This window comes from Streptomyces sp. MH60, assembly GCF_002939385.1.
GTDB lineage: Bacteria > Actinomycetota > Actinomycetes > Streptomycetales > Streptomycetaceae > Streptomyces.
The window spans coordinates 270,994-296,928 of the sequence record NZ_MULI01000002.1 but is presented as its reverse complement, the minus strand read 5'-3'; the positions used below and the strand labels follow the sequence as shown (position 1 = coordinate 296,928).

The window sequence follows — 25,935 nt, the reverse complement described above, 5'->3', positions numbered from 1 at the left end:
ACCTCAGCTTTGTCGTCGGTCCGGCTGGCTTGTCATGGCCTGTTCGACCCACTGTCGTAGGACGTGCGCGGGCGCCGCGCCCGCCTGCCGGGCGACCGTCTCACCCCGGTCCAGGACCAGCAGTGTGGGCACCGCCTGCACTGCGAACCGGCTGCTGAGCAGTGGGTTCTTGTCCACGTCGACCTTGACGAGTTTGATCCGTCCGGCAAGGTCGCGAGCCACCTGTTCGAGTGCGGGGCTGACCATGCGGCAGGGGCCGCACCAGGTGGCCCAGAGATCGACGACGACGGGCACCGTGGCCTGCTCGACGACCTCGCCGAAGTCACCGTCGCTCGCGTCGACGATCCATGGCAGGTACTGCTTGCAGTGGCCGCACCTGGGGCGCCCCTCGGCGGTCACGGGGATCCGGTTCCCGCGCCCGCAGTGCGGGCAGGTCACCGTCGTCGTCCGGCCGGTGTTCACGCTGCCCTCGCTTCCCGGGCGGCGGCCTCCGGCTGGTCGTAGGTGACCACCAGTTCCCCGTTCTCGGTGTCCACTCGGACCGTCGCGCCGTCCTGGACGTCGCCGCGAAGAAGGGCGCGCCCGACCAGGGTCTCCACCTCGTGGGAGATGTAACGGCGCAGTGGCCGCGCCCCGTACACGGGGTCGTAGCCCTGGTGGGCGATCGCCTCACGCGCCCGATCGGTGAGTTCGACGTCGATGCGGCGTTCGGCGAGCCGCTGCCGCAGCTCGTCGAACTGCAGCTCCACGATCCGCTCGATCTGGCTCTCGCCGAGCGGCTTGAACAGCACGATGTCGTCGACGCGGTTGAGGAACTCCGGGCGGAAGTGCCCGCGCAGTTCGCCCATGACCAGGGCGCGGGCGTCCGGCTTGATTTCCCCTTCGGCGGTGACGCCTTCGAGGAGATGCTCGGAGCCGATGTTGGACGTCATGATGATCACGGTGTTGCGGAAGTCGACGGTACGACCCTGGGCGTCGGTGATGCGACCGTCGTCGAGGACCTGCAGCAGCGTGTTGAAGACATCGGTGTGCGCCTTCTCGATCTCGTCGAACAGCACAACGGAGTACGGCTTGCGGCGTACGGCCTCGGTGAGCTGCCCGCCCTCCTCGTAGCCGACGTATCCGGGTGGTGCGCCCATGAGCCGGCTGACGGTGTGCCGCTCCTGGTACTCGCTCATGTCGAGGCGGACCATGTTCTCCTCGGAGTCGAACAGGGCCCGGGCGAGGGTCTTGGCCAGCTCGGTCTTCCCCACGCCGGTGGGGCCGAGGAAGACGAACGATCCGATGGGTCGGCGCGGGTCGCGGATGCCGGAGCGGGCGCGGATGATGGCGTCGGCGACGAGCTTGACGGCCTCGTCCTGGCCGATGACGCGCTCGCGCAGGATCTCGTCGAGACGCAGCAGTTTCTCTCGTTCCCCCTCCTGGAGGCGGGCGACGGGAATGCCGGTCCAGGCGGCGACGATCTCGGCGATCTCTTCCTCGGTGACCACCTCGCGCAGCAGCCGATTCTGGCCCTGCTTGGAGGCCAGCTGCTCCTCCTCGGCGGCGAGCCGGCGCTCCAGGTCCTGGAGCCGGCCATACCGGAGTTCGGCGGCGCGGTTGAGATCGTAGGCGCGCTCGGCCTCCTCCGCCTCGTGGCGAACCTGCTCCAGTTCCTGGCGCAGCTCCTGCACGCGGCGGATCGCCTGTCGTTCGGCCTCCCACTGGGCGTGCTTGGCGTCGGCCTCGCCGCGCAGGTCGGCCAGCTCCCTGCGCAGTTCCTCCAGGCGGGCTTCGCTGGCGGGGTCGGTCTCCTTGGAGAGGGCGGCCTCCTCGATCTCCAGGCGGGTGACGCGGCGGGTGATCTCGTCGAGTTCGGCGGGCATCGAGTCGATCTCGGTACGCAGCCGGGCGCACGCCTCGTCGACGAGGTCGATGGCTTTGTCCGGCAGGAACCGGTCGGTGATGTAGCGGTGGCTCAGGGTGGCCGCGGAGACCAGCGCGGTGTCCTGGATCTTGACGCCGTGGAAGACCTCCAGGCGTTCCCGCAGTCCGCGCAGGATGGAGATGGTGTCCTCGACGCTGGGTTCGTCCACCAGGACCTGCTGGAAGCGGCGTTCGAGTGCGGCGTCCTTCTCGATGTGCTGGCGGTACTCGTCGAGGGTGGTCGCGCCGATCATGTGCAGTTCGCCGCGGGCGAGCATCGGCTTGAGCATGTTGCCCGCGTCCATGGCCCCTTCGGCGGCGCCCGCGCCGACGACGGTGTGCAGTTCGTCGACGAAGAGCAGGATGCCTCCTTGGGCGGCCTTGACCTCGCTGAGCACGGCCTTGAGGCGTTCCTCGAACTCACCGCGGTACTTGGCCCCGGCGACCAGGGAACCCATGTCTAGGGCGAACACGATCTTGTCGCGGAGCCCTTCGGGCACGTCACCCCGCACGATGCGCTGGGCGAGGCCCTCGACGATGGCGGTCTTGCCGACTCCGGGATCGCCGATCAGGACGGGATTGTTCTTGGACTTGCGGCTGAGTATCTGGGTGACGCGGCGGATCTCGGAGTCCCGGCCGATGACCGGGTCGAGCCTCCCGTCCCTTGCCTCGGCCACGAGATCGCGGCCGTACTTCTCCAGGGCCTCGTAGGCCACTTCCGGGTTGGCGGAGGTGACACGCTGGTTGCCGCGCACCTGGGTGAGCGCGCCCAGGAACGAGTCGGTCGTGATGCCGGCCTGGCCGAGCAGTCGTCCGGAGGCGGTCGAGGAGCCCTCCCCGGCCAGGGCGAGCAGGAGGTGTTCCACGGACACGTACTCGTCCTTGAGCCGCTTGGCCTCCTGTTCGGCGGTGTCGAGCAGGCCGGCGAGGCGCTGGGTGACGAAGACCTGGCCGGGTGCCGCGCCGGGGCCGGTGACCCGCGGGCGACGGGAGAGCTCCTCGCGCACGGCCGCGCGCAGTTCCTTCGGCTCGGCACCCGCCTGCTGCAGCAACCGCGGGATCAGTCCATCCTCCTGGTCGAGAAGCGCGAGCAGCAGGTGTTCCCCGTCGACCTCGGTCTGTCCCATACGGGCGGCCGCGGTCTGGGCCTCCTGGAGCGCCTCCTGGGATTTCTGGGTGAGACGGTTCATGTCCATGGGGGTGTGTCACTCCTCGTGCCGCGGACGCGCAGGGCGGACTCAAGCAGACTGATGCGGTCGAGCAGGTCGAGCACCAGGCCGATGGCCGCGTAGTTGAGGCAGAGCCCGGCTCGCAGCCGCTGGATGCGGGCTAGGACCGCCGGGGCCGTGGGGTCGAACACCAGCTGTCCCGCGGCGTCGCGTTCGGCGTCCACCAGCCCGAGGGCGACGAACCGGCGGACGAGATCCGGGTGGAGGCCCGAGCGGCGGGCCACGGTGTCCAAGGAGAGCCTCGGCGCGGGCACGAGTGCGAACCGGACAGCCGTGGAGGCGGTCGCGTCGGCGTGCGTCCGTATGGGGCGGTCGCCCAGCCCGGCCCGGACAGTGCCTGCCGCTCTCTCGGGTCGGTCTTTCATCGTGTCCTCCTGGGGTCGAAGGAAGAGGTGGCGGCCAGCTCCTCGAACAGTTCGCGCTCCCGGTCGCCGAGGGTGGACGGCACCATGACACGGACCTCGGCGTACAGGTCGCCACTGGTGCCGCGCGGATTGGGCATGCCCTCACCGCGCAGTCGCAGCCGTCGGCCACTGGACGAGCCGGCGGGCACCGTGACCTTGGCCGTGCCGCCGCCGGGGGTGGGCACCGGCACGGTCGCGCCCAGGGCCGCCTCCCAGGGGGCGACCGGGAGCTGCACGTACACGTCCCGGCCCTCCAGCCGGAACCGGGGATCGGGCTGGACACGCACCCTCAGATACAGGTCACCCCCGGGGGCGTCGCCACTGCCCCGGCCGCCCTCACCCGCCAGCCGGATGCGTTGCCCGTCGGTGACGCCCGGCGGCACGTCGACGTCGTACCGCCGCGGCTGTCCCGCGTGGCCGGCGAGCGTGACGGTACGGCGGCCGCCCCGGTACGCCTCCTCGACGGTGAGCGGCAGTTCGGCCTCCTGGTCGGCGCCCGGTACACCGCCGGGGGCCGCGCCCGCTCCGAAGAGCGAGCCCAGCAGGTCCTCGATGTCGACGCCCTCCCCCGCGAAGTCGTCGCCGAAGCCGGTGGCGTACCGGACGCGGGGGCCGCCCGTAGCCGCGGTCCTCCGTGCGCGGAACCCGCCACCCGCTCCGGCCGCGACCCGTTCGTCGAAGTCCTCGGGGATCTTGCGGAAGTCCTCGCCGAAGCGGTCGTATCGGGCCCGGGTCTTCGGATCCGAAAGAACGCTGTACGCCTCGTTGAGGTCCTTGAAGCGTTCCTCCGCCCCCGGGTCCTTGTTGACATCGGGGTGGTACCGGCGGGCGAGCTTGCGGTATGCCTGCTGGATCTCGTCCTGGCTCGCGGTCCGCGACACGTCCAGCACTTCGTAGAAGTCCCGTGCCATGACCGGTCACTCCCGCTTCGCGACGATCACGGCGGCAGCCCTGAGCTGCGTCTCACCGTCGCCGTAGCCCGGGCGCAGCACCTCGACGACGGTGCCCGGTGGGGCGTCGGGGTCCTGGACGACGCCGACCACCTCGTGCCGGGCCGGGTCGAAGGCGACGCCGGTCTCCGCGTGCCGTGGGTAGCCGAGCAGTTCGAGGACGTTCACCGCCTGGTCGCGGACCGCCCGGACGCCCTCCACGATCGCGCCGGGGTCGGGGCCGGCATGGGTCAGGGCCAGTTCGAGGTTGTCGATGACGGGGAGGAAGGCGGCGGCGGTGCGGGACCGTTCCGCCGCCCGTTCCCGCTCCAGCTCCCTGGCGTGACGCTTGCGGAGGTTGTCGAGGTCGGCGAGCGCGCGCCGCCAGCGGTCTTCGAGTTCCTGGACCGCGGTGACGTATTCGTCGTCGACGGGCTCGGGGCCGAGTGCGTGGGGTCCCGATTCGTCGTGGGCCGCTTCCGGCCGGGGCGGTGGCGGTTCCGGTCGCGGCACGTCCCCGCGCGGCGGGCGTACGGCCTCCGGAGCCGGTTCGGCCGGGTCCGACGCGGCGCGGTCGGGCTCGTTCGGGTGGGTGGGCATGGCGTGCCTCAGTCCTTGTCGAACTCGGCGTCGATGACGTCGTCGTCACCGCCACCGGCGGCGCCACCGGCGGTGGTGTCCTGGCCGGGCCCGCCTGCGGCGGTGGCGCTCTGCTGGGCAGCCGCCAGCCCGGCCAGCACCTGCTGGAGTTCGGAGGTGAGGGGCCGTACGCGCTCCACGCCCGCCTCCTCCTTGACCGCCGCGCGAGCATCGGACACGAGCATCTCGGCGCGTGCCTTCTCGTGCGCCGGGGCGGCGTCGCCCAGCTCGGCGAGGCGCTTCTCGACCTGGTACGCGACGGCGTCGAGCTCATTGCGGGCGTCGACGGCCTCGCGGAGTGCCTGGTCCTCGCCCTGGTTGCGCTCGGCCTCCTGGACCATGCGTTCGACCTCGCTGCGGTCCAGGTTGGAACTCTCACTGATGGTGATGCCCTGTTCCTTGCCGGTGTCCCGGTCGCGGGCCCTGACATCGAGGATGCCGTTGGCATCGATGTCGAAGGTGACCTCGATCTGCGGTTCGCCCCGCGGTGCCTGCCGGATGTCGGTGAGCTGGAACCGGCCCAGCACCCGGTTGTCCGCAGCCCGCTCACGCTCACCCTGGAGGACCACCACGTCGACGGCCGGCTGGTTGTCCTCGGCGGTGGAGAAGGTCTCGCTGCGGCGTACCGGGATGGTGGTGTTCCGTTCGATGATCTTCGTCATCACGCCGCCACGTGTCTCCACCCCGAGCGACAGGGGCGTGACGTCCAGCAGCAGGACGTCCTTGACCTCGCCCTTGAGCACCCCGGCCTGAATCGCGGCGCCCAGGGCCACGACCTCGTCGGGGTTGACGCTCATGTTGGGGTCCTTGCCACCGGTCAGCCGGCGCACGAGGGCCTGGACGGCAGGGATACGGGTGGAACCGCCGACGAGAATGACCTCGTCGATGTCACTCTCGCCGACCTTGGCATCAGCCATGGCCTGCTGGACGGGCCCCAGGCACCGCTCCACCAGGTCGCTGGTGATCTGCTCGAACGTGGAGCGCATCACCGAGTCGGTGAGGTGCTTGGGACCCGAAGCGTCGGCGGTGATGAACGGCAGGCTGACCTGCGTCTGGGTCACCGAACTCAGCTCGGTCTTGGCCTTCTCCGCCGCCTCGAACAGCCGCTGCAGCGCCTGCGGGTCCTTGCGCAGATCGACGCCGTTCTCCTTCTGGAAGTCGTCCGCGAGGTGATCCACCAGACGCCGGTCGAAGTCGTCACCGCCCAGGTGGCTGTCGCCGGCGGTGGACCGTACCTCCACCACGCCGTCGCCGACGTCGAGGATGCTGACGTCGAAGGTGCCGCCGCCCAGGTCGAAGACCAGCACCGTCTCGTGCTGCTTCTTGTCCATGCCGTACGCGAGGGCGGCCGCCGTCGGCTCGTTGATGATCCGCAGCACTTCCAGTCCCGCGATCCGTCCGGCGTCCTTGGTGGCGGTGCGCTGGGCGTCGTTGAAGTAGGCGGGCACCGTGATGACCGCCTCCGTCACCCGCTCGCCCAGCTGCTTGGAAGCGTCGTCGGCGAGTTTGCGCAGCACCTGAGCGCTGATCTCCTCCGGCGCGTACAGCTTGTCGCCCACCTTGAAGCGCGCCGACCCGCCGTCACCCTCGACGACGTCGTACGCCACCGCTCTGGCCTCGTCGGAGATCTCGTCGAAGTGCCTGCCGATGAACCTCTTGGCCGAGTAGATGGTGCCTTTGGGGTTGAGGATCGCCTGGCGACGGGCCAGCTGGCCCACCAGGCGCTCACCGGTGTCGGTGAAGGCCACCACGGATGGCGTCGTGCGGTTGCCCTCGTTGTTGGGCACGACGGACGGCTCGCCGCCCTCCCACACGGCGATCACCGAGTTGGTGGTGCCCAGATCGATGCCCACTGCCTTGGCCATGAGGATCTCCTCCCGCTGTGGCGGCCTGCGCCGACTCTCCGGATCACGCTCGTTCAGTGACGACCGGCACCTCCTGGCGTGCCCCCCGACGAGGTGATCAGCCGCTCGCCTCGTAGGCGACGAACCGCTGGCCGGAGGGACGGTCGACGGCGCGCACTGTTGCCCGGTACGTCCTGTGGGGGGCGCATTTGGGCCTACGGTGCTCGGTCGTCGCCCAGCTCTTGATGTCGATGTGCACGGAGGTTCTCGGACACGCCCCAGGGTGGTGAGACGAGTGGCCGCGCGCCTGCGCCTGACGAGTCGAAAAGGCTCGCGTCCGGTCGTCACGCGGGCACCAAGCAGAGCAGTGCGGACGCCCCGATTGAGCCGGCCCGTGAGCGGGCACCCGACAACGGGCCCATCTGTAGGCTCAGGCGAACGGAGTCGATTCCATGGCCGACAGCCGGGCGCACGACCCGTACTCCCGCAGTTCCGGAGGGGAGAGCGATCCTTCCCGAAGCGGACTCGGGCTGTCCGTCGCAGCCGCGCCGGCGGAACCCCGCCCGCCCCCGCCCGGCCAGGCCGTCCGTGGCCTCGACGACCTGACAGGGCTGTCTCACACGTTGCTCGATACCTCGGACGAGGCCGAGATCCTGGGACTGGCCATGGCCCACGTAGCCGCCGCGGGGCCGTACAGCGCCGAGGCCGGATACATCGAGGTGGGCGGTGATCTGGTCGCCGCTCCGGCGAACGGACGGCTGCACGCCTCGGCCGTGGACCGGAGGGTGCGGGAGCTGGCCGGGCACGACGGCCCGGTGACCGTACGTGGCAGGCCCTGGGGCCGTGCCTTCGGGCTGCGCGGACTGCAGAGACTCCACGGTTACCTCGTGGTGACGTCGGACTCCGAGCCCACCGAGGAAGAACGATTCCTGCTCGCCACGCTCGTCCGGCACACCGCCGCCGCTCTGTCGCTCGCCTTCGCACACCGCCGCCAACGTGATGACTCCGTGGAGCTCCACCGGGTGAGGGAAGAACGCACCGCTCTTCAGCGACAGCTGATCTCGGTCATGGCCGAGCAGGCGTACCAACGGGCCGTTCGCACGCTCCTCACCGACGTCGCCGCCGCGGGTGGCGGCGAGGGAGCCGTCACGCGGGCACTCCACGGCCTCACCGGCCTCCCCGCGCTGGTCGAAGACCGCTTCGGTCGGCTGAGGTCCTGGAGCGGCCCCGGCCGGCCCGACCCCTATCCGGAACCGGATCCCGTGCGCCAGGACGAAATGCTGCAAGCCGTCGCACGGCAGGCCGGGCCGGTACGGGTGAAGGACCGGCTGATCACCCTGGTCCGTCCGCACGGCGAGATCCTGGGCGTGCTCGCCCTGATCGACGCCGGGGGCGAGGCCGGCGAGCACGCCGTGCTCGCACTGGAACACGCCGCCACGTCACTCGCCCTTGAGCTGGCACACCTGCGCCGTCTTGCCGAAGTCGAGCTGAGACTGCACCGGGAGTTGGCCGACGACCTCCTGGCAGGGACGGACACCGCGAGTGCCTACGCCAGGTCCGAGGCGATCGGACACGACCTGCATCGCAGGCACTTCATCGTCGTGGTGCGGTGGTCGAACCGCACCGCGGACGACTCCTTCGCGGAGACCGTGGGCCGGGTGGCGACTGCCCTGGGCATGCGCTCGCTGCAGACCCGGCGGTCCGATCATGTGATCCTGGTCACCGACGCCAAGCCGCGGGCCCGCGCGCTGTACGAAGCGCTCGCGCTGGAGACGGGGACGCAGTCCGGGGCCATCGGTGTGAGCGCTCCGTGCGACTCCCCGAACGACATCCCCCGGCGCTATCAGGAGGCGCAGCGTGCCCTGGAAGTGCGCCGCCACTCCCGCGAGGGCAGCGGCACGACGTTCTTCGACGAGCTCGGCCTCTACCGCATTCTCGGCCCCGGCAACGACTACCGGCAGTTGGAGGCGTTCGTCCACGAGTGGATCGGGCAGCTCATCGACTACGACTCCCGTCACCACGCGACCATGGTGGACACCCTGACCCGGTACTTCGACTGTGGCGGCAACTACGACGAGACCGCCGCGTCCCTCGCGATCCACCGGAGCACGCTGCGCTATCGGCTCCAGCGGATCCGTGACATCAGCGGCAACGACCTGGCGAACGTCGAGGACCGGCTCAACCTCCAGGTGGCGACCCGCGTGTGGAAGATCGTGCTGGGCGGATCCGGCTGACTCGCACGACGTCGCTCTCCTCGACGCCGGCCCCTCACCCTCCCTCGCGGGCGGGTCCTGATCCGTCACCCTCCGAAGCCAGAACCGCCCGCACCCGCTGCTCCTCGCGGGCGGAGCCGACGTCTCGCTCCAGGGGTGTGCGGCTCACGGCTGTCGCGAGGTTGTCCAGAGCCTTCTTCTGCAGTTCCGCACCACGCCGCATCACCGGGCTGCGGTCTCCGGCGGCACCCTCCCACGCGTGGAGCGCCTCCGCCACGCGCCTCCAGTCCGGGTTCCTGTGCTCGCGCATGGCTTCTTCCGCCTGGGCGGTGTCCGCCTCCAGGGCCTCGGCGAACCTCTCGGCCCCGGGGGCGAAACGACTGTCGGCCCCCGGGACGCGGCTCTCCATGAGCATCGTCGCTCGGTCGAACCCCTTGAGCGCCTCCTGCGCATCCTCCGCCTCGCGGGATGTCAGGCCCCTGGGGCGGACGGGCTCCTGCCTGGCCTGGTCGTAGGCTTTCTGCCAGGCGGCACGTGCCTTCCGGCTCGCCAGCAGAGCGCTGCGCATGTCGGCGCGACGCTCCCGGGTCGGCTCGGCGTAGCCGCGGAGCACTGCGGCCGCATAGCGGCCATCAGCGGCAAGCCAGTCCGCGAGCCGACCCGGGAGCCGGGGGGTCTCCCATGCGGGGAACAACACGTACGCCAGCATGGCCAGGGCCCCGCCGAGCAGGGTGAGTACCACCCGCTCCGGCACCGTCTGCTCCCATGTGTGGCCGCCCATGCCGAGCAGGAAGACGACGTACGCGGCAGTGAAGCACTGGGAGTAGGCGTAGCCGGTCCGGAGCAGCGTGTACGACAGGGCCGCCGAGACCACCGCGAGCGCGCCGAACAGATGAGCGTCGGGGCCTATGGCCCGCACCATCCCGGTGGCGAGCGCCACCCCCACCAGGGTGCCGGCGAGGCGGCCCACCGCACGGGCGTACGTCCGGTGGAAGTCCGGCCGCATCACCATCACCGAGGCGATGGGCGCCCAATATCCGTGGCCCACGGGCAGCGGGGACGCGATGAGATAGCCGAGCGTGGCCACTGCCGCCAGGCGGACGGCGTGCCGGAACACGGGTGAGTCGCGGCGCAGCTCACGGCGGACCGCTCGGATGACAACCGGGAGCAGCCGGAACATGGTCGGGCGCACCAGGAACTGGGCGTCCGCAGGGCCGGACGAGGTAGACGCCTTGTCGTACGCGCCAACGCCCCCGGCGACCTCCAACGCCTCGGCGAGCAGCTTGACGAGCTCTACGGCGGCCTGCCGGGCAGGCCCCTCCAGAACCTCGCCCTGCCCGTCGACGCGCAGGACCTCGGCGCTCCGGGGCGGAACCTCGGTGGGAGTGCCGCGGCGGATCGAATGCGCGGCCGCGTCCAGCACGTCGGCGGCCGCGTTGAGCAGCTCCCGTACGCGGTCCCGGCCGGGCCCCTCCGCCGGGGCGCCGACGTCCGGGTCGGCGAGCGCGGCGACGACCGGAACGATGCGCTCGGCGAGGCCCCGGGGACCGTGGAGGACGGGGGGCCGGGTACGGGCCTGAGAGGGCGTCACGGCAGCCGCGTCCCGTGCCGTCATCAGGGGTTCCGGGTCGAACGGGGCCGCGGGGTCGTGTTCCAGGCGACGGGCGTAGTCCGCCACGGCGGCCAAAGCGTCGGCGAGGGCGTCGCGATGCGCCCCCCATCGCCGGATCGGGAACAGCAGGATCAGTACGGCTTGCGCCACGCCTCCGAGTGCGATGACGCCGGCGTGTTCCATGGCCAGCCCGAGGCTCGTGGGCAGGGTGACGGTCACCAGCATGCTGCCGACCGTCGTCGCCGCGACGATCCCAGCGGTCGATCCGAGGGCCCACGCCAGCCCCGCGGCGAAGGCCCACACGGCCAGCAGCGGGAGGAACGTCACGAGTCGTTCCGCCGCCAGGTAGCCCACGAAGGTACTGAGTGCCAGACCCGCGCCCGCACCGAGCGCGATCGCCTTGCGCGGACGCCAGGTGCGCTGGAAGGTGGCCGCACCCGCGGAGAAGGCACCGAGGGCGGCGGACGCGGCGAACGCGGGCGACACCAGCCACAGCGCCGGCCCGACGACCAGAGCCACCCCTGCAGCCGTGCGCAGCGCGAGCAGGGGCTCCAGCCGCGTCTCCTCGATCGTGAGCCCGGATCGCACGACCTCCCCGAGGGTTCGCGGCCATCTCACGGTGTGAGCCCGACCGTCCCACCCTGCCGGGGCGTGACGGCTTGGTCGCGGTGCGGCAGCGGGGCGAGGATGACCCCCGCAGGGCCCAAGAGCGACCACCGGTCACCGACGCAGTTCCGACACGGGTCCCGGCCGGTCATCGTGGCTCTGCCTGGAGTGTGTGGCGACGTTCCTGTTCACGCTTGGAGTAGGCGGCTGCCCGGATCGCCTCGTCGCTCTCCAAACCCGATCCCAGCGCGCCGCCCACGGTGGCGACCGAGGCGACGAACCAGGACAGCGTCAGGTACTCCGTGGCGTGCAGCGGGGATCGCGTCATGGAAGCGAACACCTGTTCATTGAGGATGAACAGCGCCCACACCAAGTTGATGACCAGCAAACCCACGTAGCAGACGAGGGCCCCGATTCCCACGGTCACGACCGTCGAGGCGTTGTAGAGCCTGGCCTTTTGCCTCGCCTCTGGTGAGCCCTCGGCTGATCGATGCCACAGCTCCCCGTCGATGATCAGCCAGCCGATCATGAGCGCGACGGACCCGGCCATGGCGATCACGAGGCGTGGCGCGCTCAGAGCCTCGGCGAGGCTCCAGGTGGTGGAGTCGAGGGTGGCGATGGCCCCGGTGGCGAGTGCGGCCGCCAGGGCTTTCGACAAGCCCGTCACCAGCCGCCACGGCCGGTTGGCGCGGACCATACCGACGAGTACACGCAGGTAACCGCGTGGTCCGCCGACGACGTACCGAAGATCGTCGGCCTCCTGTTTACCGATCGGGCTCGGATGAGCAGGCGCGAGACGATCGTCGAGAGGCCCCGGAGACGGCTGGCTTCGCGGGGGTCCTTCGGCCGCCGTGGTCCGTGGACCCGCCAGGCCGAGCACGGCCTCCTCGACGGCACGCCGGGCCCTCGTCTGCAGCCGAAGGCCCCCCAGCGAAGGAAGAGAGAGCAGCGCCAAGCCATGCTCGTGATTCAGATCCACGGCGAGCCTGCGTCCGTGGGCATGCAGCGGAAGGTCGGTGAGGGCCACGACGATGTCCCAGTTCTCCGCCCTCCCGCGGTCCAAGATCCGGCGCATCAAGGTGGGCGGGTCCTCCGTCCCGGAAGTGAACGGCTCGCTGACCACCTCGACGTCGAACCGTGGCCCCTCGGCCGACTCGTCGGCGAGCCGGGCGGAAAGCGTCCGGGCCACGCGCTGCGCGATCTCCGTCGGCGCGTACGGATCCGCCAGGAGAGCCACGACCGTAACGTCCTGAGACGACACCCGCATGACAGGAACCTCCTCGTCGGCTGCCCCGCGAGCCCAAGTGCCCGCAGACGCCTCCGAGGTAACGCCGACGCCGTCTGCACCTGCCGGCCGTACCGCCGGCGTGTGCGGCCGACAGAGCCACGCATTGCCGGTCTCGGGACGGATGAGGGGCGGGGATGAGTCGGGTCACCCGGCCCCGGCTGCTCCTCTCACGCCCAGCCGTCGGTCAGCTCGGCCGTCCGACAACCCGGAAAATCGGACGCATGGGCCTGGCAGGGCGAGACAGTGAGCCCGATTGGGCCCGGCATGCGCATGCATGCGCACGCTTCCGTCGGCCAGGCTGGCCGGGAAGCCCAGGGGCCGGGAGGTACCGGCTCCCGCAGCTGGAGGTTGCCGTCATGACAGTGATGTCCATCGCCAGATTCGAGAGGTTCTTTCGCGCGGCCGCAGGACTGAACGTCGACAAGAACGATCTCAAGCGTTACAGCGACTTCGTCGACGCCAAGCTCTACGACCTGCTGACCGTCGCCCAGGCCACTGCCAAGGCCAACGGGCGCGACATCATCCGGACCTGTGACCTGCCGATCACGAAAGGCTTGCAGGAGAGCATCCACCACTTCCGGAAAATCGACCAGGAAGTAGAGATCAAGCCGATCCTGGAGCAGCTCGCCACCCATCCCGCTCTGGACCGCACGCCCGATGAGGATACCGAGGCGGCTTATCCGGACATCGTCGGCGGACTCAGCCTGGCCCTTGCGCAGAGCTTCAAGATCCTCCACCCCGACCTGAAGAACCCCCAGACCCAGCACTGGGACGAGGCGCGAGCCGTCTTCGACCTCCTGCTGTAACTGGCTCTAATAAAAGCTGCTGATCATGAAACAGCGGGCCCGAGGTATGGGGAAGCGGCAGTCGCGGCCGTGGACCGGGATCGGATGAACTGTGGTCGATGATCGAGACGTTGCTGACGAAGCCGGGTCCGAAGTAGGCCGAGCGCAGACCGCGAGTGCTGGACCAGCAGGCCCTGTGCGGGATCCTCTTCGTCCTGCACATCGGCATCCAGGGGAGAGCTGCCCCAGAGCTCGGCTTCGGCTCGGGCATGACCTGCTGGCGGCGCCTGGCAGCTTGGAACGACGCCGGCGTCAGGGACCAGCTGCACGTGCTGCTGCTCAAGAAGCTGCGGTCGAAGTACCAGGTGGACCGGGACCGGGCGGTGATCGGTTCCTCGCACGCCCGGGCCGCGCTACGGGGCCCAAAGGCGGGCCGAGCCGGTCGACCGCGCACGGCCGAGCAGTAAGCACCACCTCATCGTCGACGGGCAGGGCATCCCGCTCGGGGGTGTCGCTGACCGTCGGCAACCGCAACGATGTCACCCAGCTGCTGTCCCTGCTCGGCCAAATTCCCCGCGGTTGCGGGCCACTTCGGCAGACCTCGCCGGCGCCCGGACGCGCTGCTGGCCGACCGCGGCTACGACCACGACAAGTACCCTGCCTGCTCTGGCAGCGAGGGATCGGGCCTGTGATCGCGAAGCGGGGCGAGACCCACGGCACTGGCCTGGGCATCTTCCGCTACGTCGTCGAGCGAACGATCGCCTGGCTTCACGGCTTCCGCCGCCTACGCATCCGCTGGGAGAGACGTGCCGACATCCACGAAGCGTTCCTCAGAGCCTCCGTCTGCCAAATCGCCTACCGCCACGTCCAACGGCTCTGTTAGGGAGAGTTAAAGGGTGTGTTGCGGAAGGCCGTGATTAGGCAGGTCGGAGCGGGTGGCCGGGGCTGTGCGGTCATGCGGCGAGGGCGAGGTTGTGCATGCGGGCGACTGCCTGGACGGCGTGGTGGAGGCCGTCGCCGCGTTGCCGGCAGTCGCGGAGGATCTTGTAGTTCTTCATGCGGGAGAAGGTGTGCTCGACGCGGCGCGGACCTTGCGATGCTGCGCGTTGTCCTCTTCCTCGCCCTTCAGCAACGGGCGGCCGGGGCGTTTGCGGTGCGGGACGATCAGACCGGTGTTGATGTAGGCGCCGTCGCCGAGAACCGTCGCACCTTCGCAGTGTGCGGCAAGGCCGGAGTCCCGCCAGGCTTTCGCATCCGCAGTGTTGCCGGGCACCGGTCGGGCCGCGGCCACCACCAGGCGGGTCGCCGCGTCCACGATGACCTGCACATTCGCTGAGAAGCGGTAGTTGCGCGACGACGCGCCGACCTTGCGGTCGCGGACCGGGACGAGGGTTCCGTCGACGATCCACAGCCGCTCGGCGGCGTCCTGGGAGGCCCGGGCCGGCTGGAGCGCGAGCAGCGGACCGAGCCGCTGGATCACCCGGCACACGGTCGCCGGTGAGACACCGAACAGCGGGGCGAGCTGCCGCATCGTGAGGTTCGTGCGGTAGTACACGGCCACCAGCAGCACCCTCTCCGCCAGCGGCAGCCGCCACGGACGACCCCACCCACACCCCTCGCCACCACGCTCCCGGACTGCCCTCAACAGCCGGCCGAACTGATCGACCCGCAACCCGGTGAACGTCTCCACCCACACCCGCTCGGCCCTCAACACCCCAGCCATACACAGGATATGACCAGATCACGGCCTTCTCCAACACCCTTTAGGCGGCCAGCGCCTCGTCGCCCTGGGAGACACTCCTGCGGTCGGTATACCGATCGAGCAGGGCGTCCGCCGTGGCCAGGGCGTCCACGGCGGTGCGGGCTCCGGTGATCACACACAGCGTGTAGATGGCGTCCTCGAGTGCCCTGCTGGTGTGGCTGGTGGGACACACGTCGTGCTCCATGCGCGCGTGGGCGAACCGGGCCAGGACCGCACGCAGTTCCTTCTCCGCCGGAAGGATCATCGTCTTACCTCTCCCCTGGTGAATCTCCCGCGACTCGGGCGGGACCGCGTCAAACAGAATCCCGAATGCCCCGTGCCGAAAGGTCTAATCCGACCTTCCGGCCACGACCACGGGGCCTAGCACGTGGCGGCTTCCTCCACCGTCTCCCGCACCTTGAGGAGCGTGTCGACCCCGGTAATGTCGAGCAGGCGGCGCAACTGATGCGTCGGCGCGGCCACTCGGAGGTCGACGGCTCGCCGGGTGAGGATCAGGAGGTTCAGGAGGGTCGAGTCGGCGAAGGTGATGCGGGAGGCGTCCAGAACCACCTTCGAATGCTCCTTCACCGCCGCGTCCAACGCCTCCGACAAGGGGGCGATCGAGTACAGATCGTACGAGCCACTCGCACCGACGACACAGACGCCGCCCCACTCGTACCGCGCCACCGCAGCCTGGTCGAGGCCCTGTGTCCGGCCCGCGTCGGCAGCGTCCGTGCACCCAGTGACCGCCTCATACAAAGACACTTCGGCCCCCTCCCGCGCTACACAGGTCCTGTCATCCATTACACGAAATGTATGTCATGTACTGGGGTTCACGCAAAGACAGTCCGTAGAATGCCCTGCATGGTTGAAGTGCCCGAAGCTCGCCCCGGCTGGACGTTCCTCACCAATCACGCCCGCGTCCTGGCAGCCATCGCCGACAATCCGAACATCCGGATCCGCGACATCGCCGCCCACTGTCGGCTCACCGAGCGCGCCGTCCAGCGGATCATCTCCGACCTCGAACAGGACGAATACCTCTCCCACACCCGCGACGGCCGCACCAACACCTACCGCGTCCAACCGGACAAGGTGCTGCGCCACCCCGCCGAAGCAGGCCTGACCGTGACCTCGCTCCTCTCTCTGCTCATACAGGACGAAACCCACCGCGGACGACCGTCCGGCACCACCCTGTCCCGCCAGGCGCAGACGAGTGGTGCACGGTAAGTTGTCGTCAAATGTCACGCCTCATCAGCAGGGTCGCGAGGGCGATTGCCGCCTGGTAGGACTCTGTGGTCTTGTCGTACCGGGTGGCGATGTCGTGCCACTGCCTCAGTTTGTTGAAGCACTGTTCCACCACGTTGCGCCGCTCGCAGGCGTCGCGGTCGAAGGCCGGCAGCCGTCCACCACGGCTGGCGCGGTTCAACCGGTTGCGGACTGGTCCGCTCGCTCGGCAATGGTGTGGCTGATGCCTCGCCAACCAGCCAGCTGCGGATCGCCCGGAGGCTGTAGCCCTTGTCGCCCATGACGTGCGAGCGCACCCGGGGGCCGTCCCGGACCCATCCTGGACACTCGGATCGCCTTTATCACGGCGGTGAACTGGCTGCAGTCCCTGGTGTTGCCGCCCGTTGGCAGTGAAGGCGAGCGGGCGACCGGCGCCGTCGCAGGCCAGATGAATCTTGCTGGTCAGGCCACCTCGGGAGCGTCCGAGGGCCGGGGCGCGGCGCCTCTTTTTCGGGCGTCGGGCGGCATGCTGGTGGGCGTGGACCATCGTGGAGTCGACCGACACCAGCCGATCGATGTCCCCGGCGGCGTCCGCCCGGAACCGGGCGGCGCAGAGCATCAGCTTGAGCGTGCCGTCCGCCCCCACCGGCGACAACAGGCGTGCAGCGTGGCCCACGGCCCGTACCGCTGGGCACGCACTGCCAGGCCGTGCCCGTACGGAACTTCCACACGATCCCGTTGAGCGCCCCGCTGTCGTCCAGCCGCTTGCGCCGACGTCCCGACACGGGCAGCAAAGGCCGGAACGAACTCCCAATCAGCGTCGGACAGTTCATGGCGCCGTACAACCCGACCATGTTCCACCAGCCAAGATCGTTTGACGTCAGACCACAGGGGCAGCGTCGCGGACCACTTACGGGGCGCCACGCCTTGACGGGTGGGGTCACATGACCGCGGCGCTGCCGGGATCGATGGGGAAGCTCTGATCCAGGCCGACGATGCGCAGCACGCGCATGATGTGGTCGGGCACTCGGGCGAGCGCGACCTCGGCCTGGGCGGCCAGCGCGTGGTTGCCGGCGACGATTAGCGCGGTGATGCCGCTGGAGTCGCAGAACGTCACTCCCTCGAGGTCCAGGACCAGGCGGCTGTTCTGCCGCAGGGCAAGCGTCGAGAGCAGTGTGCGCAGTCGGTCGGCGGTGTCGTAGTCGAGGTCGCCGAGGAGCTCCAGAACGGGCCCGGAGGCAGCCTTTCGCGTGATGGTCTCCAGCTGGCTATGCGGCTTCGTCACCCTCGTGGCCGGTGACGGGGACGCCGAGGGCGAGCAGGGCCGTGTCGTCGTCGAGGCCGTCCCCGAAGCCGTCCAGCAGATCGGTCAGGGCCTTGCCGGATCATGTACGGGCGTCGGCACCAGCGCCTGCGTCTCGGTGGCTGGAGTGCGCATGATGCGCCAGCTGGTGCGCGGCGCGGTGACGACGTGGACCAGGACGACGACAGCCTGGCGGCCGAAGCCGCCATCGACGCCGCACGTTAAAGATCAAGTGAGGTCAGTGAGCCGTATCCGATCTGACTTCGGCGTCAGGCGGCCGGAAGCCAAGGGATGCACGTGACAACGACCGCCGACGCCGCGTGAGGCCGGGGAAGCGGACAGTCAGGTCTTGCGTAGATCGGGGGCGGGCACTCCGATGAGCAGGCGGCGTACGGCATCCCAGGCCGTACGCATCGCACGGGTCATCGCCGGCGGTTCGCTGCCCATGATCCGCGCCCACGCCCCGCAGTCGTCGGGCAGCACGCTCACGCCGAAGTCCAGGCCGGTGGCCAGCAGGGCCTCGTACAAAGTGTCGGCGACCTCCGAGGCGGCGGCGAGCGGGGTCACCGCGTAGAGCGTGGCCATCAGGTCGTGGCCGCCGAAGACCGCCGGGCCCGTCACCGAGCCCGGTTCCTGCGGATCCAGTCGGACGGTGTCCACCACCACCAATTCGCCGCCGGGACGGGTGATCACCAGGTCGCTGTACAGCATGCGGTAGGCGTGCCGTTCACCGCGGGCCAGCCGGCCGGCCGCGATCGTCTCCCCCAGCAGCACGGTGGCTGTGGGGTCGACGGTCACGCAGGTCTGCTGGTAGAAGCGTGCGTCCCGGTAGGGGATCAGAGGATCGGGCAGATACTCCACGTAGGCGTCGGCACCGGCGGTGAGATGGACGACCTGGGTGGCGTGGTCGAACTCCGCTCGGTGCAGTTTGGTGGCGGCCTGCGTCGTCAGGTGCACGGCGGTGCCAGGCCCGCAGTCGATGTCGATCCGGTTGCGGTCGGCCTGCACGATGCCGCCGCCGGTGGACATCAGATACGTCACCGGCAGGTCCGGCCGCAGGGGGTCCACGTACAGCGGCCGCATGATCTGCAACGGTGACTTCTGGTAGCGGTCGACGAGTTCGGTACGGTCGCCGACGCGCGCGTAGCGCAGTTCCAGCAGGCCGACCTTGCCGGGGCGCCCGGCGGCCAGAGTGTCCGGAGTGCCGGCCAGGCCGAGCATCCGGGCCGGTACCCGCCGGGGTTCGTAGTGTGCGGGGTCCAGCCGCGCGGGCGCCTTGGTCATGCGGAGGCCGCCTCCTGTCCGGCCGGCTGCGCGGCCTCGTGGGCCAGCACGAAGTCGGCGATGGCGTCCAGGCCTTCTCCGGTCAGGGAGTTGGTGAGCACCACTGGCCGGCCCTGCCGGACGTGGTGGGCGTCCGACTCCATCCGGGCCAGGTCGCACCGCACGTACTGGGCGATGTCGATCTTGTTGATGACGAGCAGCTCGCACTCCGTGATGCCCGGTCCCCGCTTGCGGGGCATCTTGTCGCCCTCCGCGGTGTCCAGCACGAACAGGAAGAGGTCGACCAGAGCCGGGCTGAAGGTGAGTGTCAGGTTGTCACCGCCGCTCTCGAAGAGCAGCGTGTCCACCTCGGGGAAGCGCTCCAGCATCTCGTCGGCCGCGGCCTGGTTCATCGTCGGGTCGTCGCGGACCGCGGTGTGCGGGCATGCGCCGGTCTCCACGCCGACGATGCGGTCGGCGGCGAGGATTCCGTCCAGGGTGCGCCGCACATGGGCGGCGTCCTCGGAGGTGTAGATGTCGTTGGTGATCACGGCGGGGGTCCGGCCGCGCCCGATCAGCACCGGGACGAGCGCCTCGATCAGCGCGGTCTTGCCGGAGCCGACCGGTCCGGCGACGCCGACGCGCAGCACGCCGTCCTTGGGGCGCTGCACGAACTCGTCGTGGTCGTGGTCGCGGTGGTGGCGGGAGCCTCGGACCTGTGTGGGGTCGTGCATGGTGATCCTTGTCCAGAGTGGTGTGTCTTTGGGGTGGGAGAGGCCGGCCGGGTTTCAGCTCGCGAACAGGCGGGCCTCGGCGCGTTCGTGGCGTCCGGCCATGACGTCGGCCACGGGAACGCACCCGCCGAGGTCGGCCAGTTCCCGGTCGAGGGCCGCCGTCACGGCCTCCTCGATCACCGGGGCGGCGCCGTGCAGGACGACCTGGGCGCGGCGGTGGTCGGTGAGCCGCAGCCGCAGGGCGGCCCCCACGAAGCTGGCCGCGAAGGCGAACAGCTCGCAGGTGACCGCCTGCCGGGCGGTGAGGCCGTTGCCCGCGTGGACGACGCCGGCGACGACCGGCTGGCAGCCGCGTACCGCGCCATCCCGGTACAGAGTCCTGTACCGCTCGATCGGCGCGGTGCCGTAGACCTCGGCGGCCAGGTCGAGCAGCTGCCGGCCGGTGCGGACGGCGGCTTGCCGGGCCTCGCGGCCGAGCTTGGTGGCGTGCAACCGCTGCTCCACGGCGACCACCTCGTCCCAGTCGTCCGCCGTCACCGCGCGGTGGGTGAGGGCGAGTGCGGTGGCGTCCGACGGCCCCGCGCTGTGCCGGAGCAGATCGTTCAGGAGCGCGGGCAGACTGCGCGGGGTGACCGCGCGGGCCTGCTGGAAACCCTCCAGGCCGTGGGAGAGGGTGTAGTAGCCGCTGGGAAAGGCCGAGTCGGTGAGCTGAAGCCCGGTCAGCAGCGCCGCGATCGGCATTGGTTCGTTCACGCCGGGTTTCCGTTCTGCCGGACGGCCGTCCGCCGGGGGCCGGCCGTGGAAGGCCGCAGGGCAAGCGGGGTGCCCTGCGAGCCGTCGCGGGTGGGTCAGACGATGTAGAAGAGCTGGTTGAGCGGGAGACGCTCGGCCGGCTCGATGGTGGCGGGCTCACCGTCCACCGTGACTTTGTAGGTCTCAGGGTCCACCTCGATGCGCGGCAGCGCGTCGTTGCGGACCATGTGCTGCTTGCCGACGGTCCGGCAGCGCCGGACCGGCTCGATCCGACGCTGCAGGCCCAGCTCGCCCGGGACACCGGCGGCGATGGATGCCTGGGACATGAAGGTGACCGACGTACGCTGCCGGGCCCGGCCCATGCTGCCGAACATCGGCCGGTAGTAGACCGGCTGGGGCGTCGGCAGGGAGGCGTTGGGGTCGCCCATCAGGGCCCAGTTCACCATGCCGCCCTTGATGATCAGCTTGGGCTTGGCGGCGAAGGAGTTGATCGGCCAGAGGACGATGTCGGCGAGCTTGCCGGGCTCCAGCGAGCCGATCACGTCGGAGGCGCCCACCGCGATCGCCGGGTTGATGGTGAGCTTGGCCAGGTAGCGCAGCACCCGCGCGTTGTCGTTGCGGGAGCTGTCCTCGGCCAGCGGCCCGCGTACCTCCTTGCAGTGGTGTGCCGTCTGGAAGGCACGGGCGAAGGACTCGCCGACTCGGCCCATGGCCTGGGAGTCGGAGGAGAAGATGCTGATCACGCCGAGGTCGTGCATCACTGTCTCGGCCGCGATGGTCTCCGCGCGCACCCGGCTGTCGGCGAACGACACGTCCTCGGGTATGTCACGGGACAGGTGGTGGCAGACCATCACCATGTCCAGCAGCTCGTCCACCGAGTTGACGGTGTACGGCAGAGTCGGGTTGGTGGAGGAGGGCAGCACGTTCGGCTCGCCCGCGACCCGCATGATGTCGGGGGCATGACCGCCGCCCGCGCCCTCGGTGTGGAAGGTGTGGATGGTACGGCCGTCGATCGCGGACAGGGTGTCCTCGAAGAAGCCGCCCTCGTTGAGGGTGTCGGTGTGGATGGCTAGCTGCACGTCGTACTCGTCGGCGACGCTCAGCGCGTTGTCGATGGCGGCGGGGGTGGCGCCCCAGTCCTCGTGCACCTTCAGACCGGACACGCCGGCCTCGACCTGCTCGCGCAGCGCCCCGGGCAGGCTGCCGTTGCCCTTGCCGAGCAGTCCCACGTTCACCGGCAGGTCCTCGACCGCCTCCAGCATCCGGTGGATGTTCCACGGGCCGGGGGTGCAGGTGGTGCCGTTGCTGCCGTCGGTGGGACCGGTGCCGCCGCCGAAGAAGGTGGTGATGCCGTTGGACAGGCCCTCCTGGGCCTGCTGCGGCGAGATGAAGTGGATGTGGGTGTCCACGCCGCCGGCGGTGGCGATCAGATGCTCACCGGAGATGACCTCGGTGCCGGGACCGATGACCAGTTTGGGGTCGACGCCGTTCTGCGCGTGCGGGTTGCCGGCCTTGCCGACACCGACGATCAGTCCGCCACGGATGCCGATGTCCCCCTTGACGACACCCAGCACCGGGTCGAGGACCACCACGTTGGTGATGACCAGGTCCAGCGCGCCCTCGCGGTTGAGCGCGGCGGGGTCCTGGGCCATGCCGTCGCGGATGGCCTTGCCGCCGCCGTAGACGGCCTCGTCCCCGTAGGAACCGGCGTTGTGGTCGTACTCGACCTCGACCACCAGGTTGGTGTCGGCGAGGTGGAACCGGTCGCCCACGGTGGGGCCGAACAGGTCCGTGTACTGCTTGCGCGGGATGATCGCCATCAGTCGTCGGTTCCCTCGTTCTCAGTGGCGGCGTCTTCGCCGGTGTGGGCGAATCCCAGCTCTTCGGCACGACGCAGCGCGGCGCGACGGGTGTCATCGGCGTTCAGGCCGCCGTTGACGAGCCCGGAGAAACCGACGAGCCGCCGGGTCCCGCCGAAGGCGACCAGCTCCACCTCGCGGGTGTCACCGGGCTCGAAGCGCACGGCGGTGCCGGACGGGATGTCCAGGTGCATGCCGTACGCGGCCTCGCGGTCGAACCGCAGCGCGCGGTTGACCTCGAAGAAGTGGTAGTGGGAACCGGTCTGGACGGCACGGTCGCCGGTGTTGGCGACCGTGAGACTCACCCTGGGCCGTCCGGCGTTGATCTCCACCGGGTCGTCCCCGTAGAGGTAGTGGGCTCCACCCGACATTGTTGTCTCCTAGTTGCAGGCGGTGTTTCCGACGGCGTTTCAGGCGCTGATGGGGTCATGGCAGGTGACGAGCTTTGTCCCGTCCACGAACGCCGTCTCGACCTGGAGGATGCTGAGCATCTCGCGCACACCGGGCATGACGTCGTCGGCCGAGACGACCTGGCGGCCCAGCTCCATGCACTCGGCGACGGTGTGACCGTCACGGGCGGCCTCCAGGACGGCCTCGGTGATCAGCGCGGCCGCTTCGCTGTAGTTGAGCTTGGTGCCCCTGGCCCGGCGCCGCCGGGCCAGGTCGGCCACCACATAGACGTGGAGTTTGTCGATTTCGCGTGGTGCGAGGTTCATGGCGTCACTTCGCTTTCTCGAACGAGATGCCCGGCCGGTGCAAGGCTGGAGCGGCGGCCAGGAAGAGCCAGGTCGTCACGACGAACGGCCAGGTGAAGGGGGAGCCGCCGGAAGGCTGGGCGAATGCCTGCCAGGCAGCCGTGAAGGGAACCGAGGAGAGGACGGCGAGCGCGGCGAATCCCGCGGTCCACGGCGTGAGGGGCAAGAAGGTGGCCGCCAGCGCGATGGCGACGAGTACCGCGTTGTAGCCGTACACCCCCGCGCTGATCAGGTCGGCGGGCAGGCCCATGGCACAGGCGGTCACGATCGCGACCACGCTGCCGCAGGCCGCGGCCACGGCGGCGACCCGGGAAGCGACGAGCAGCCCGGCCAGCAGGATCAGGCCCGCGTACCACTTGTCGAGGAAGAAGATCTGACCGAAGTTGTTGCAGAAGGCGCGGCCGAGTTCGAGGCCCGACAGACGAGTGATCCCGTCGCCGTCGACCGTCGGCGCGGTGGCGGCCGGGGCGGTCGTCAGGGCGATCTGCAGCACTCCGGCAACCAGGCAGAACGGGGCCGTCAGGACGGGCAGGCCGATCCGGCCCAGCAGGTGGCCGGCCGCCGCTCCCACCACCGCGCAGACCGCTCCGGCGAGGACGGCGAGCAGCGCGGTGCGCCATGAGGCACCGAGCCGGACGACGACGGAGATGGCGGTCAGGCAACCGCAGTAGCCCTCCAGCCCTCTGGCCAGACCGTCCCGGTCAGCGCCCAGCACGGACGCGGCCACGGTGGACGCCGCCGCGCCGAGCAGGCCGTACAGGCCGATACGCCAGCCGTTCGTGAACAGTGCCACGGTGAACAGCAAACCGGTCCACGGGCTGGCGCTGAGGGCGACCTGCGCAATGCCTCGCAGCTGTATCCGCGCCGCGTCGGCGGCAGCCCAGCGTCCGGGCTGCGCCGCCGCCCCTGCAGTAGGCATGCCTCTCCCTGGTGGCGACACGTCAAATCCGCCAACACCCCATGACTTCGGGGGAATTGGCGATTGGTCAACAACTTGTTGAAGCTTACGCTCGCCAGGACCGCCAAAGGCTCGGTGACGACTGGTGACCGAGTGGGCACTCACAGAGATACCTGCCGATCACAAGCGTGCGGAGGTGTGTCGAGATGCCGACGCCTTGACCCTCATCGAACATCCTTGGGCAGCCTTTGACATTTCCGTGGCGAAAATTCGACCAAGATACGGAGAGCTTCCTCAAGCACTCAGAAATCCCGGTCGAGCACCGGCTTGCCGAGTCGAGCATGCAGTCGCATTCGGGTCTCTCGGACTATTCAGGTCGCTGCCGCCGTAGGCCGAACTTCGGATCCTCGGTGTCCGTGAACCCGTCCTCCTCCCGAGAGCCCCCACAGCGGCCGCCGTCCCGGAAGTTCACCTCCTTGAGCCCTTCGGCAGCGATCCCCTGGAGTCGCTGGTCGCTAGCGTCGGCCTCTTGAGCCTCGCAGAGGCGGGCCGCACTGCGAGGACAGGGCGGCAGTCAGACGCCGGATGCGGTCCTCATCCGTCGGACCGATCGGTGCGACATGGCCCATGCGGGCGCGGGTGTCGATGGTGATGCGGCAAGTTGCCTAATCATGTCCGGTGTACGGTCAGTACTGCCGTCATCCACATAACAGATCTTGTAGTCGATGTCGGACGGTGCCACCACGTTCCGGACGGCCGAGTGGAACTTCTCAATAGCGGCAGCCTCGTTAAGACACCGTTTGGCCGCATCACGAGACCTCATGGAGCTACGGCGAGTTCGCGCGCGACAGCGCGCGGGAGTTGGTACTTCAGTAGCGGTTCGTGTCCTGAGCTGCGGCTTCGTACCAGCTCGGTGATCTCGATACCAACAGTGCGTAGGCGAGGTAGTAGGGCTGCGGCGCTCCCGTTAGGTGAGGGCGCCGAAGGGCGCCGGTCCCCTTGAAGGCGACAGCGTTCAGGCCGCCTGCCGCGCGACGCGACCGGTATCCGCGACATCCTTGCGGGTCACCGACAGGTACACCACCAGGCCGAGGATGACCGCCAGGAAGAGGCCGCTCGTGACGACGGTGCCGAAGCCGAGACCGCAGTGGCCGGTCGGCTGCGAGAGGTAGTCGCCAATCGAGGCGCCCAGTGGGCGGGTCAGGATGTAGGCGATCCAAAAGCTCCACACCGCGTCCAGACCGAGGGCGACATGGGCGACCGCCATGGCTGCGATGGCCAGGGCGAACAGGACGGCGGACAACCAGTAGCCGAGGTCCATGCGCTCGGAGACCAGGTCGCCGGCAGCGGTGCCGAGGGCGAACGTGAACAGCACGGCCATGCCAGCCGGTAGAACGACTCACGGCTGGTGGTGTCGATGCTGTGAACGGACAGGGTCCGCTCCCGCCGGTACCAGACGACGAACACGACCGCGAGGAGGATTGCGAACACCGTGGTGCTCGTCTCCAGTGGCGCGCCCATGTTGTCGGTCAGGTTGTCGCTGATCAGCGTGCCGACGACGCTGATCAGGGCAATGGCGAGCCAGTACACGCCCGCGCGGTAGGCGGTGGTGCGGAACTGCAGGACCAGGACGATCGCGAGCAATGCACTCATGAGCACCGACACGCCGGTCAGACCCAGGCCCGCCTTCTCGTTGAGCAGATCGGCCGCGGTCTCACCAACCGTCGTGCACAGGACCTTGATGATCCAGAAGTAGGCGGTGACTTCGGGACCTTGTTCAGGCTGGGGCGATGTGCGTGCCGGGAGGGACCGCCGATGTCCCGTGCGGCTTTCAGTGTTTCGGACAGTTCAGGGGTCATGAGGCACGGCGCTGCCAGCGGTTACCTGAACGCAGCCTGACTGCGCGCGGCGATCGCCACCGCAACGTCTGCCGTCCCAGCACGATGACCTC

At 69.6% G+C, this 25,935-nt stretch carries 23 protein-coding genes and 5 pseudogenes; 5 read left to right on the top strand and 23 right to left on the bottom strand.

Translation table 11 applies throughout. The annotated features are described in order from the left end of the window. Positions 1–3 precede the first annotated feature (3 nt). Genes trxA through dnaK form a run of 6 tightly spaced genes read right to left on the bottom strand, consistent with a single transcriptional unit; the run spans position 4 to position 6,971 of the window. Positions 4–462, bottom strand: a complete 459-nt coding sequence (gene trxA, locus BZZ08_RS03205; RefSeq protein ID WP_104630561.1) for a thioredoxin — start codon at positions 460–462, stop codon at positions 4–6. Next, on the bottom strand, positions 459–3,101 hold the full coding sequence (gene clpB / locus BZZ08_RS03200; RefSeq protein WP_104630560.1) for an ATP-dependent chaperone ClpB: 2,643 nt from the start codon (positions 3,099–3,101) through the stop codon (positions 459–461). The genes trxA and clpB overlap by 4 nt, the downstream gene beginning before the upstream one ends. Next, complete coding sequence (locus tag BZZ08_RS03195; RefSeq protein WP_104630559.1) at positions 3,092–3,499, bottom strand: chaperone modulator CbpM; 408 nt, start codon at positions 3,497–3,499, stop codon at positions 3,092–3,094. The genes clpB and BZZ08_RS03195 overlap by 10 nt, the downstream gene beginning before the upstream one ends. After that, positions 3,496–4,449 carry a DnaJ C-terminal domain-containing protein gene (locus BZZ08_RS03190; RefSeq protein ID WP_104630558.1) on the bottom strand — a complete coding sequence of 318 codons (954 nt, stop codon included), beginning with the start codon at positions 4,447–4,449 and terminating at the stop codon, positions 3,496–3,498. Before BZZ08_RS03190 ends, BZZ08_RS03195 begins: the two co-directional genes overlap by 4 nt. Before the next feature lie 6 nt (positions 4,450–4,455). Further along, positions 4,456–5,067, bottom strand: a complete 612-nt coding sequence (locus BZZ08_RS03185) for a nucleotide exchange factor GrpE (RefSeq protein ID WP_104630557.1) — start codon at positions 5,065–5,067, stop codon at positions 4,456–4,458. Between the two features lie 8 nt (positions 5,068–5,075). Next, positions 5,076–6,971 carry a molecular chaperone DnaK gene (gene dnaK, locus BZZ08_RS03180; protein WP_104630556.1) on the bottom strand — a complete coding sequence of 632 codons (1,896 nt, stop codon included), beginning with the start codon at positions 6,969–6,971 and terminating at the stop codon, positions 5,076–5,078. Between the two features lie 431 nt (positions 6,972–7,402). Here dnaK and BZZ08_RS03175 point away from each other — a divergent pair, with 431 nt between their 5' ends. After that, a complete protein-coding gene (locus BZZ08_RS03175) occupies positions 7,403–9,184 on the top strand; it encodes a PucR family transcriptional regulator (RefSeq protein WP_198601250.1) in 1,782 nt (593 codons plus the stop codon). A gap of 34 nt (positions 9,185–9,218) precedes the next feature. On the opposite strand, the gene BZZ08_RS03170 is transcribed toward BZZ08_RS03175, so the two are convergent. Beyond that, on the bottom strand, positions 9,219–11,393 hold the full coding sequence (locus BZZ08_RS03170; RefSeq protein ID WP_104630555.1) for an FUSC family protein: 2,175 nt from the start codon (positions 11,391–11,393) through the stop codon (positions 9,219–9,221). A gap of 136 nt (positions 11,394–11,529) precedes the next feature. After that, on the bottom strand, positions 11,530–12,618 hold the full coding sequence (locus BZZ08_RS03165) for a hypothetical protein (protein ID WP_241965349.1): 1,089 nt from the start codon (positions 12,616–12,618) through the stop codon (positions 11,530–11,532). A gap of 407 nt (positions 12,619–13,025) precedes the next feature. On the opposite strand from BZZ08_RS03165, the gene BZZ08_RS03160 reads away from it, so the two are divergent. After that, positions 13,026–13,475, top strand: coding sequence for a DUF1931 family protein (locus tag BZZ08_RS03160; RefSeq protein ID WP_104630553.1), 450 nt, complete (start codon positions 13,026–13,028; stop codon positions 13,473–13,475). A 98-nt stretch (positions 13,476–13,573) separates the two neighbouring features. Next, positions 13,574–14,337, top strand: a pseudogene (locus BZZ08_RS03155) (IS5 family transposase). Between the two features lie 70 nt (positions 14,338–14,407). Here the strand turns inward: BZZ08_RS03155 and BZZ08_RS03150 are convergent. The 3 genes and pseudogenes from BZZ08_RS03150 to BZZ08_RS03140 form a co-directional block, all read right to left on the bottom strand. Beyond that, positions 14,408–15,177 (bottom strand): annotated as a pseudogene (locus BZZ08_RS03150) (transposase family protein). A gap of 40 nt (positions 15,178–15,217) precedes the next feature. Then, the gene (locus BZZ08_RS03145; RefSeq protein WP_104630552.1) at positions 15,218–15,460 is read right to left on the bottom strand and encodes a DUF5133 domain-containing protein; all 243 of its coding nucleotides are present in this window, start codon (positions 15,458–15,460) and stop codon (positions 15,218–15,220) included. A gap of 116 nt (positions 15,461–15,576) precedes the next feature. After that, positions 15,577–15,999 (bottom strand): STAS domain-containing protein, encoded by a 423-nt coding sequence (locus BZZ08_RS03140; RefSeq protein WP_198601249.1) that lies wholly within the window; start codon positions 15,997–15,999, stop codon positions 15,577–15,579. 60 nt (positions 16,000–16,059) lie between these two features. Here BZZ08_RS03140 and BZZ08_RS03135 point away from each other — a divergent pair, with 60 nt between their 5' ends. After that, complete coding sequence (locus BZZ08_RS03135; RefSeq protein ID WP_198601248.1) at positions 16,060–16,422, top strand: helix-turn-helix transcriptional regulator; 363 nt, start codon at positions 16,060–16,062, stop codon at positions 16,420–16,422. Positions 16,423–16,429: 7 nt separating this feature from the next. Here the strand turns inward: BZZ08_RS03135 and BZZ08_RS03130 are convergent. Next, positions 16,430–17,280, bottom strand: a pseudogene (locus BZZ08_RS03130) (IS5 family transposase). A gap of 79 nt (positions 17,281–17,359) precedes the next feature. After that, positions 17,360–17,704: an STAS domain-containing protein gene (locus tag BZZ08_RS03125; protein ID WP_104630550.1), complete on the bottom strand. Its 345-nt coding sequence runs from the start codon at positions 17,702–17,704 to the stop codon at positions 17,360–17,362. Here BZZ08_RS03125 and BZZ08_RS38545 point away from each other — a divergent pair. Next, positions 17,673–18,023, top strand: a complete 351-nt coding sequence (locus BZZ08_RS38545) for a hypothetical protein (protein ID WP_133169144.1) — start codon at positions 17,673–17,675, stop codon at positions 18,021–18,023. The genes BZZ08_RS03125 and BZZ08_RS38545 overlap by 32 nt on opposite strands. A gap of 41 nt (positions 18,024–18,064) precedes the next feature. On the opposite strand, the gene BZZ08_RS03120 is transcribed toward BZZ08_RS38545, so the two are convergent. From BZZ08_RS03120 to BZZ08_RS03080, 10 genes and pseudogenes are all read right to left on the bottom strand, one after another. Next, complete coding sequence (locus BZZ08_RS03120) at positions 18,065–19,006, bottom strand: urease accessory protein UreD (RefSeq protein ID WP_104630549.1); 942 nt, start codon at positions 19,004–19,006, stop codon at positions 18,065–18,067. Beyond that, entirely contained in the window at positions 19,003–19,719 is a 717-nt protein-coding gene (ureG, locus tag BZZ08_RS03115) for an urease accessory protein UreG (RefSeq protein ID WP_241965348.1), read from the bottom strand. Before ureG ends, BZZ08_RS03120 begins: the two co-directional genes overlap by 4 nt. 54 nt (positions 19,720–19,773) lie before the next feature. Further along, positions 19,774–20,460 (bottom strand): urease accessory protein UreF, encoded by a 687-nt coding sequence (locus tag BZZ08_RS03110; protein ID WP_104630548.1) that lies wholly within the window; start codon positions 20,458–20,460, stop codon positions 19,774–19,776. Between the two features lie 107 nt (positions 20,461–20,567). After that, entirely contained in the window at positions 20,568–22,292 is a 1,725-nt protein-coding gene (ureC, locus tag BZZ08_RS03105) for an urease subunit alpha (protein ID WP_104630547.1), read from the bottom strand. Continuing rightward, positions 22,292–22,702 carry an urease subunit beta gene (locus BZZ08_RS03100; protein ID WP_104630546.1) on the bottom strand — a complete coding sequence of 137 codons (411 nt, stop codon included), beginning with the start codon at positions 22,700–22,702 and terminating at the stop codon, positions 22,292–22,294. The genes ureC and BZZ08_RS03100 overlap by 1 nt, the downstream gene beginning before the upstream one ends. A gap of 39 nt (positions 22,703–22,741) precedes the next feature. Beyond that, the gene (locus tag BZZ08_RS03095) at positions 22,742–23,047 is read right to left on the bottom strand and encodes an urease subunit gamma (RefSeq protein WP_104630545.1); all 306 of its coding nucleotides are present in this window, start codon (positions 23,045–23,047) and stop codon (positions 22,742–22,744) included. Positions 23,048–23,051: 4 nt separating this feature from the next. Beyond that, entirely contained in the window at positions 23,052–24,005 is a 954-nt protein-coding gene (locus BZZ08_RS03090) for an urea transporter (RefSeq protein ID WP_104630544.1), read from the bottom strand. 346 nt (positions 24,006–24,351) lie between these two features. Beyond that, a pseudogene (locus BZZ08_RS39325) lies at positions 24,352–24,637 on the bottom strand (telomere-protecting terminal protein Tpg); the annotation flags it as partial. Beyond that, positions 24,559–24,807, bottom strand: a complete 249-nt coding sequence (locus BZZ08_RS03085) for a glycosyltransferase (RefSeq protein ID WP_104630543.1) — start codon at positions 24,805–24,807, stop codon at positions 24,559–24,561. The pseudogene BZZ08_RS39325 and the gene BZZ08_RS03085, both read right to left, overlap by 79 nt. A gap of 192 nt (positions 24,808–24,999) precedes the next feature. Next, a pseudogene (locus tag BZZ08_RS03080) lies at positions 25,000–25,843 on the bottom strand (COG4705 family protein). Between the last annotated feature and the right edge of the window lie 92 nt (positions 25,844–25,935).

Bases quoted from the DNA above. Each gene is read 5' to 3' on its own strand.
- BZZ08_RS03090 (WP_104630544.1), bottom strand. From the start codon at position 24,005: ATGCCTACTGCAGGGGCGGCGGCGCAGCCCGGACGCTGGGCTGCCGCC.
- BZZ08_RS03100 (WP_104630546.1), bottom strand. From the start codon at position 22,702: ATGTCGGGTGGAGCCCACTACCTCTACGGGGACGACCCGGTGGAGATC.
- BZZ08_RS38545 (WP_133169144.1), top strand. From the start codon at position 17,673: ATGGTCTCCAGCTGGCTATGCGGCTTCGTCACCCTCGTGGCCGGTGAC.
- BZZ08_RS03185 (WP_104630557.1), bottom strand. From the start codon at position 5,067: ATGCCCACCCACCCGAACGAGCCCGACCGCGCCGCGTCGGACCCGGCC.
- BZZ08_RS03160 (WP_104630553.1), top strand. From the start codon at position 13,026: ATGACAGTGATGTCCATCGCCAGATTCGAGAGGTTCTTTCGCGCGGCC.
- BZZ08_RS03110 (WP_104630548.1), bottom strand. From the start codon at position 20,460: ATGCCGATCGCGGCGCTGCTGACCGGGCTTCAGCTCACCGACTCGGCC.
- BZZ08_RS03120 (WP_104630549.1), bottom strand. From the start codon at position 19,006: ATGACCAAGGCGCCCGCGCGGCTGGACCCCGCACACTACGAACCCCGG.
- BZZ08_RS03085 (WP_104630543.1), bottom strand. From the start codon at position 24,807: ATGAGGTCTCGTGATGCGGCCAAACGGTGTCTTAACGAGGCTGCCGCT.
- BZZ08_RS03190 (WP_104630558.1), bottom strand. From the start codon at position 4,449: ATGGCACGGGACTTCTACGAAGTGCTGGACGTGTCGCGGACCGCGAGC.
- dnaK (WP_104630556.1), bottom strand. From the start codon at position 6,971: ATGGCCAAGGCAGTGGGCATCGATCTGGGCACCACCAACTCGGTGATC.
- BZZ08_RS03195 (WP_104630559.1), bottom strand. From the start codon at position 3,499: ATGAAAGACCGACCCGAGAGAGCGGCAGGCACTGTCCGGGCCGGGCTG.
- BZZ08_RS03095 (WP_104630545.1), bottom strand. From the start codon at position 23,047: ATGAACCTCGCACCACGCGAAATCGACAAACTCCACGTCTATGTGGTG.
- BZZ08_RS03175 (WP_198601250.1), top strand. From the start codon at position 7,403: ATGGCCGACAGCCGGGCGCACGACCCGTACTCCCGCAGTTCCGGAGGG.
- ureG (WP_241965348.1), bottom strand. From the start codon at position 19,719: ATGCACGACCCCACACAGGTCCGAGGCTCCCGCCACCACCGCGACCAC.
- ureC (WP_104630547.1), bottom strand. From the start codon at position 22,292: ATGGCGATCATCCCGCGCAAGCAGTACACGGACCTGTTCGGCCCCACC.
- BZZ08_RS03140 (WP_198601249.1), bottom strand. From the start codon at position 15,999: ATGGATGACAGGACCTGTGTAGCGCGGGAGGGGGCCGAAGTGTCTTTG.
- clpB (WP_104630560.1), bottom strand. From the start codon at position 3,101: ATGGACATGAACCGTCTCACCCAGAAATCCCAGGAGGCGCTCCAGGAG.
- BZZ08_RS03145 (WP_104630552.1), bottom strand. From the start codon at position 15,460: ATGATCCTTCCGGCGGAGAAGGAACTGCGTGCGGTCCTGGCCCGGTTC.
- BZZ08_RS03135 (WP_198601248.1), top strand. From the start codon at position 16,060: ATGGTTGAAGTGCCCGAAGCTCGCCCCGGCTGGACGTTCCTCACCAAT.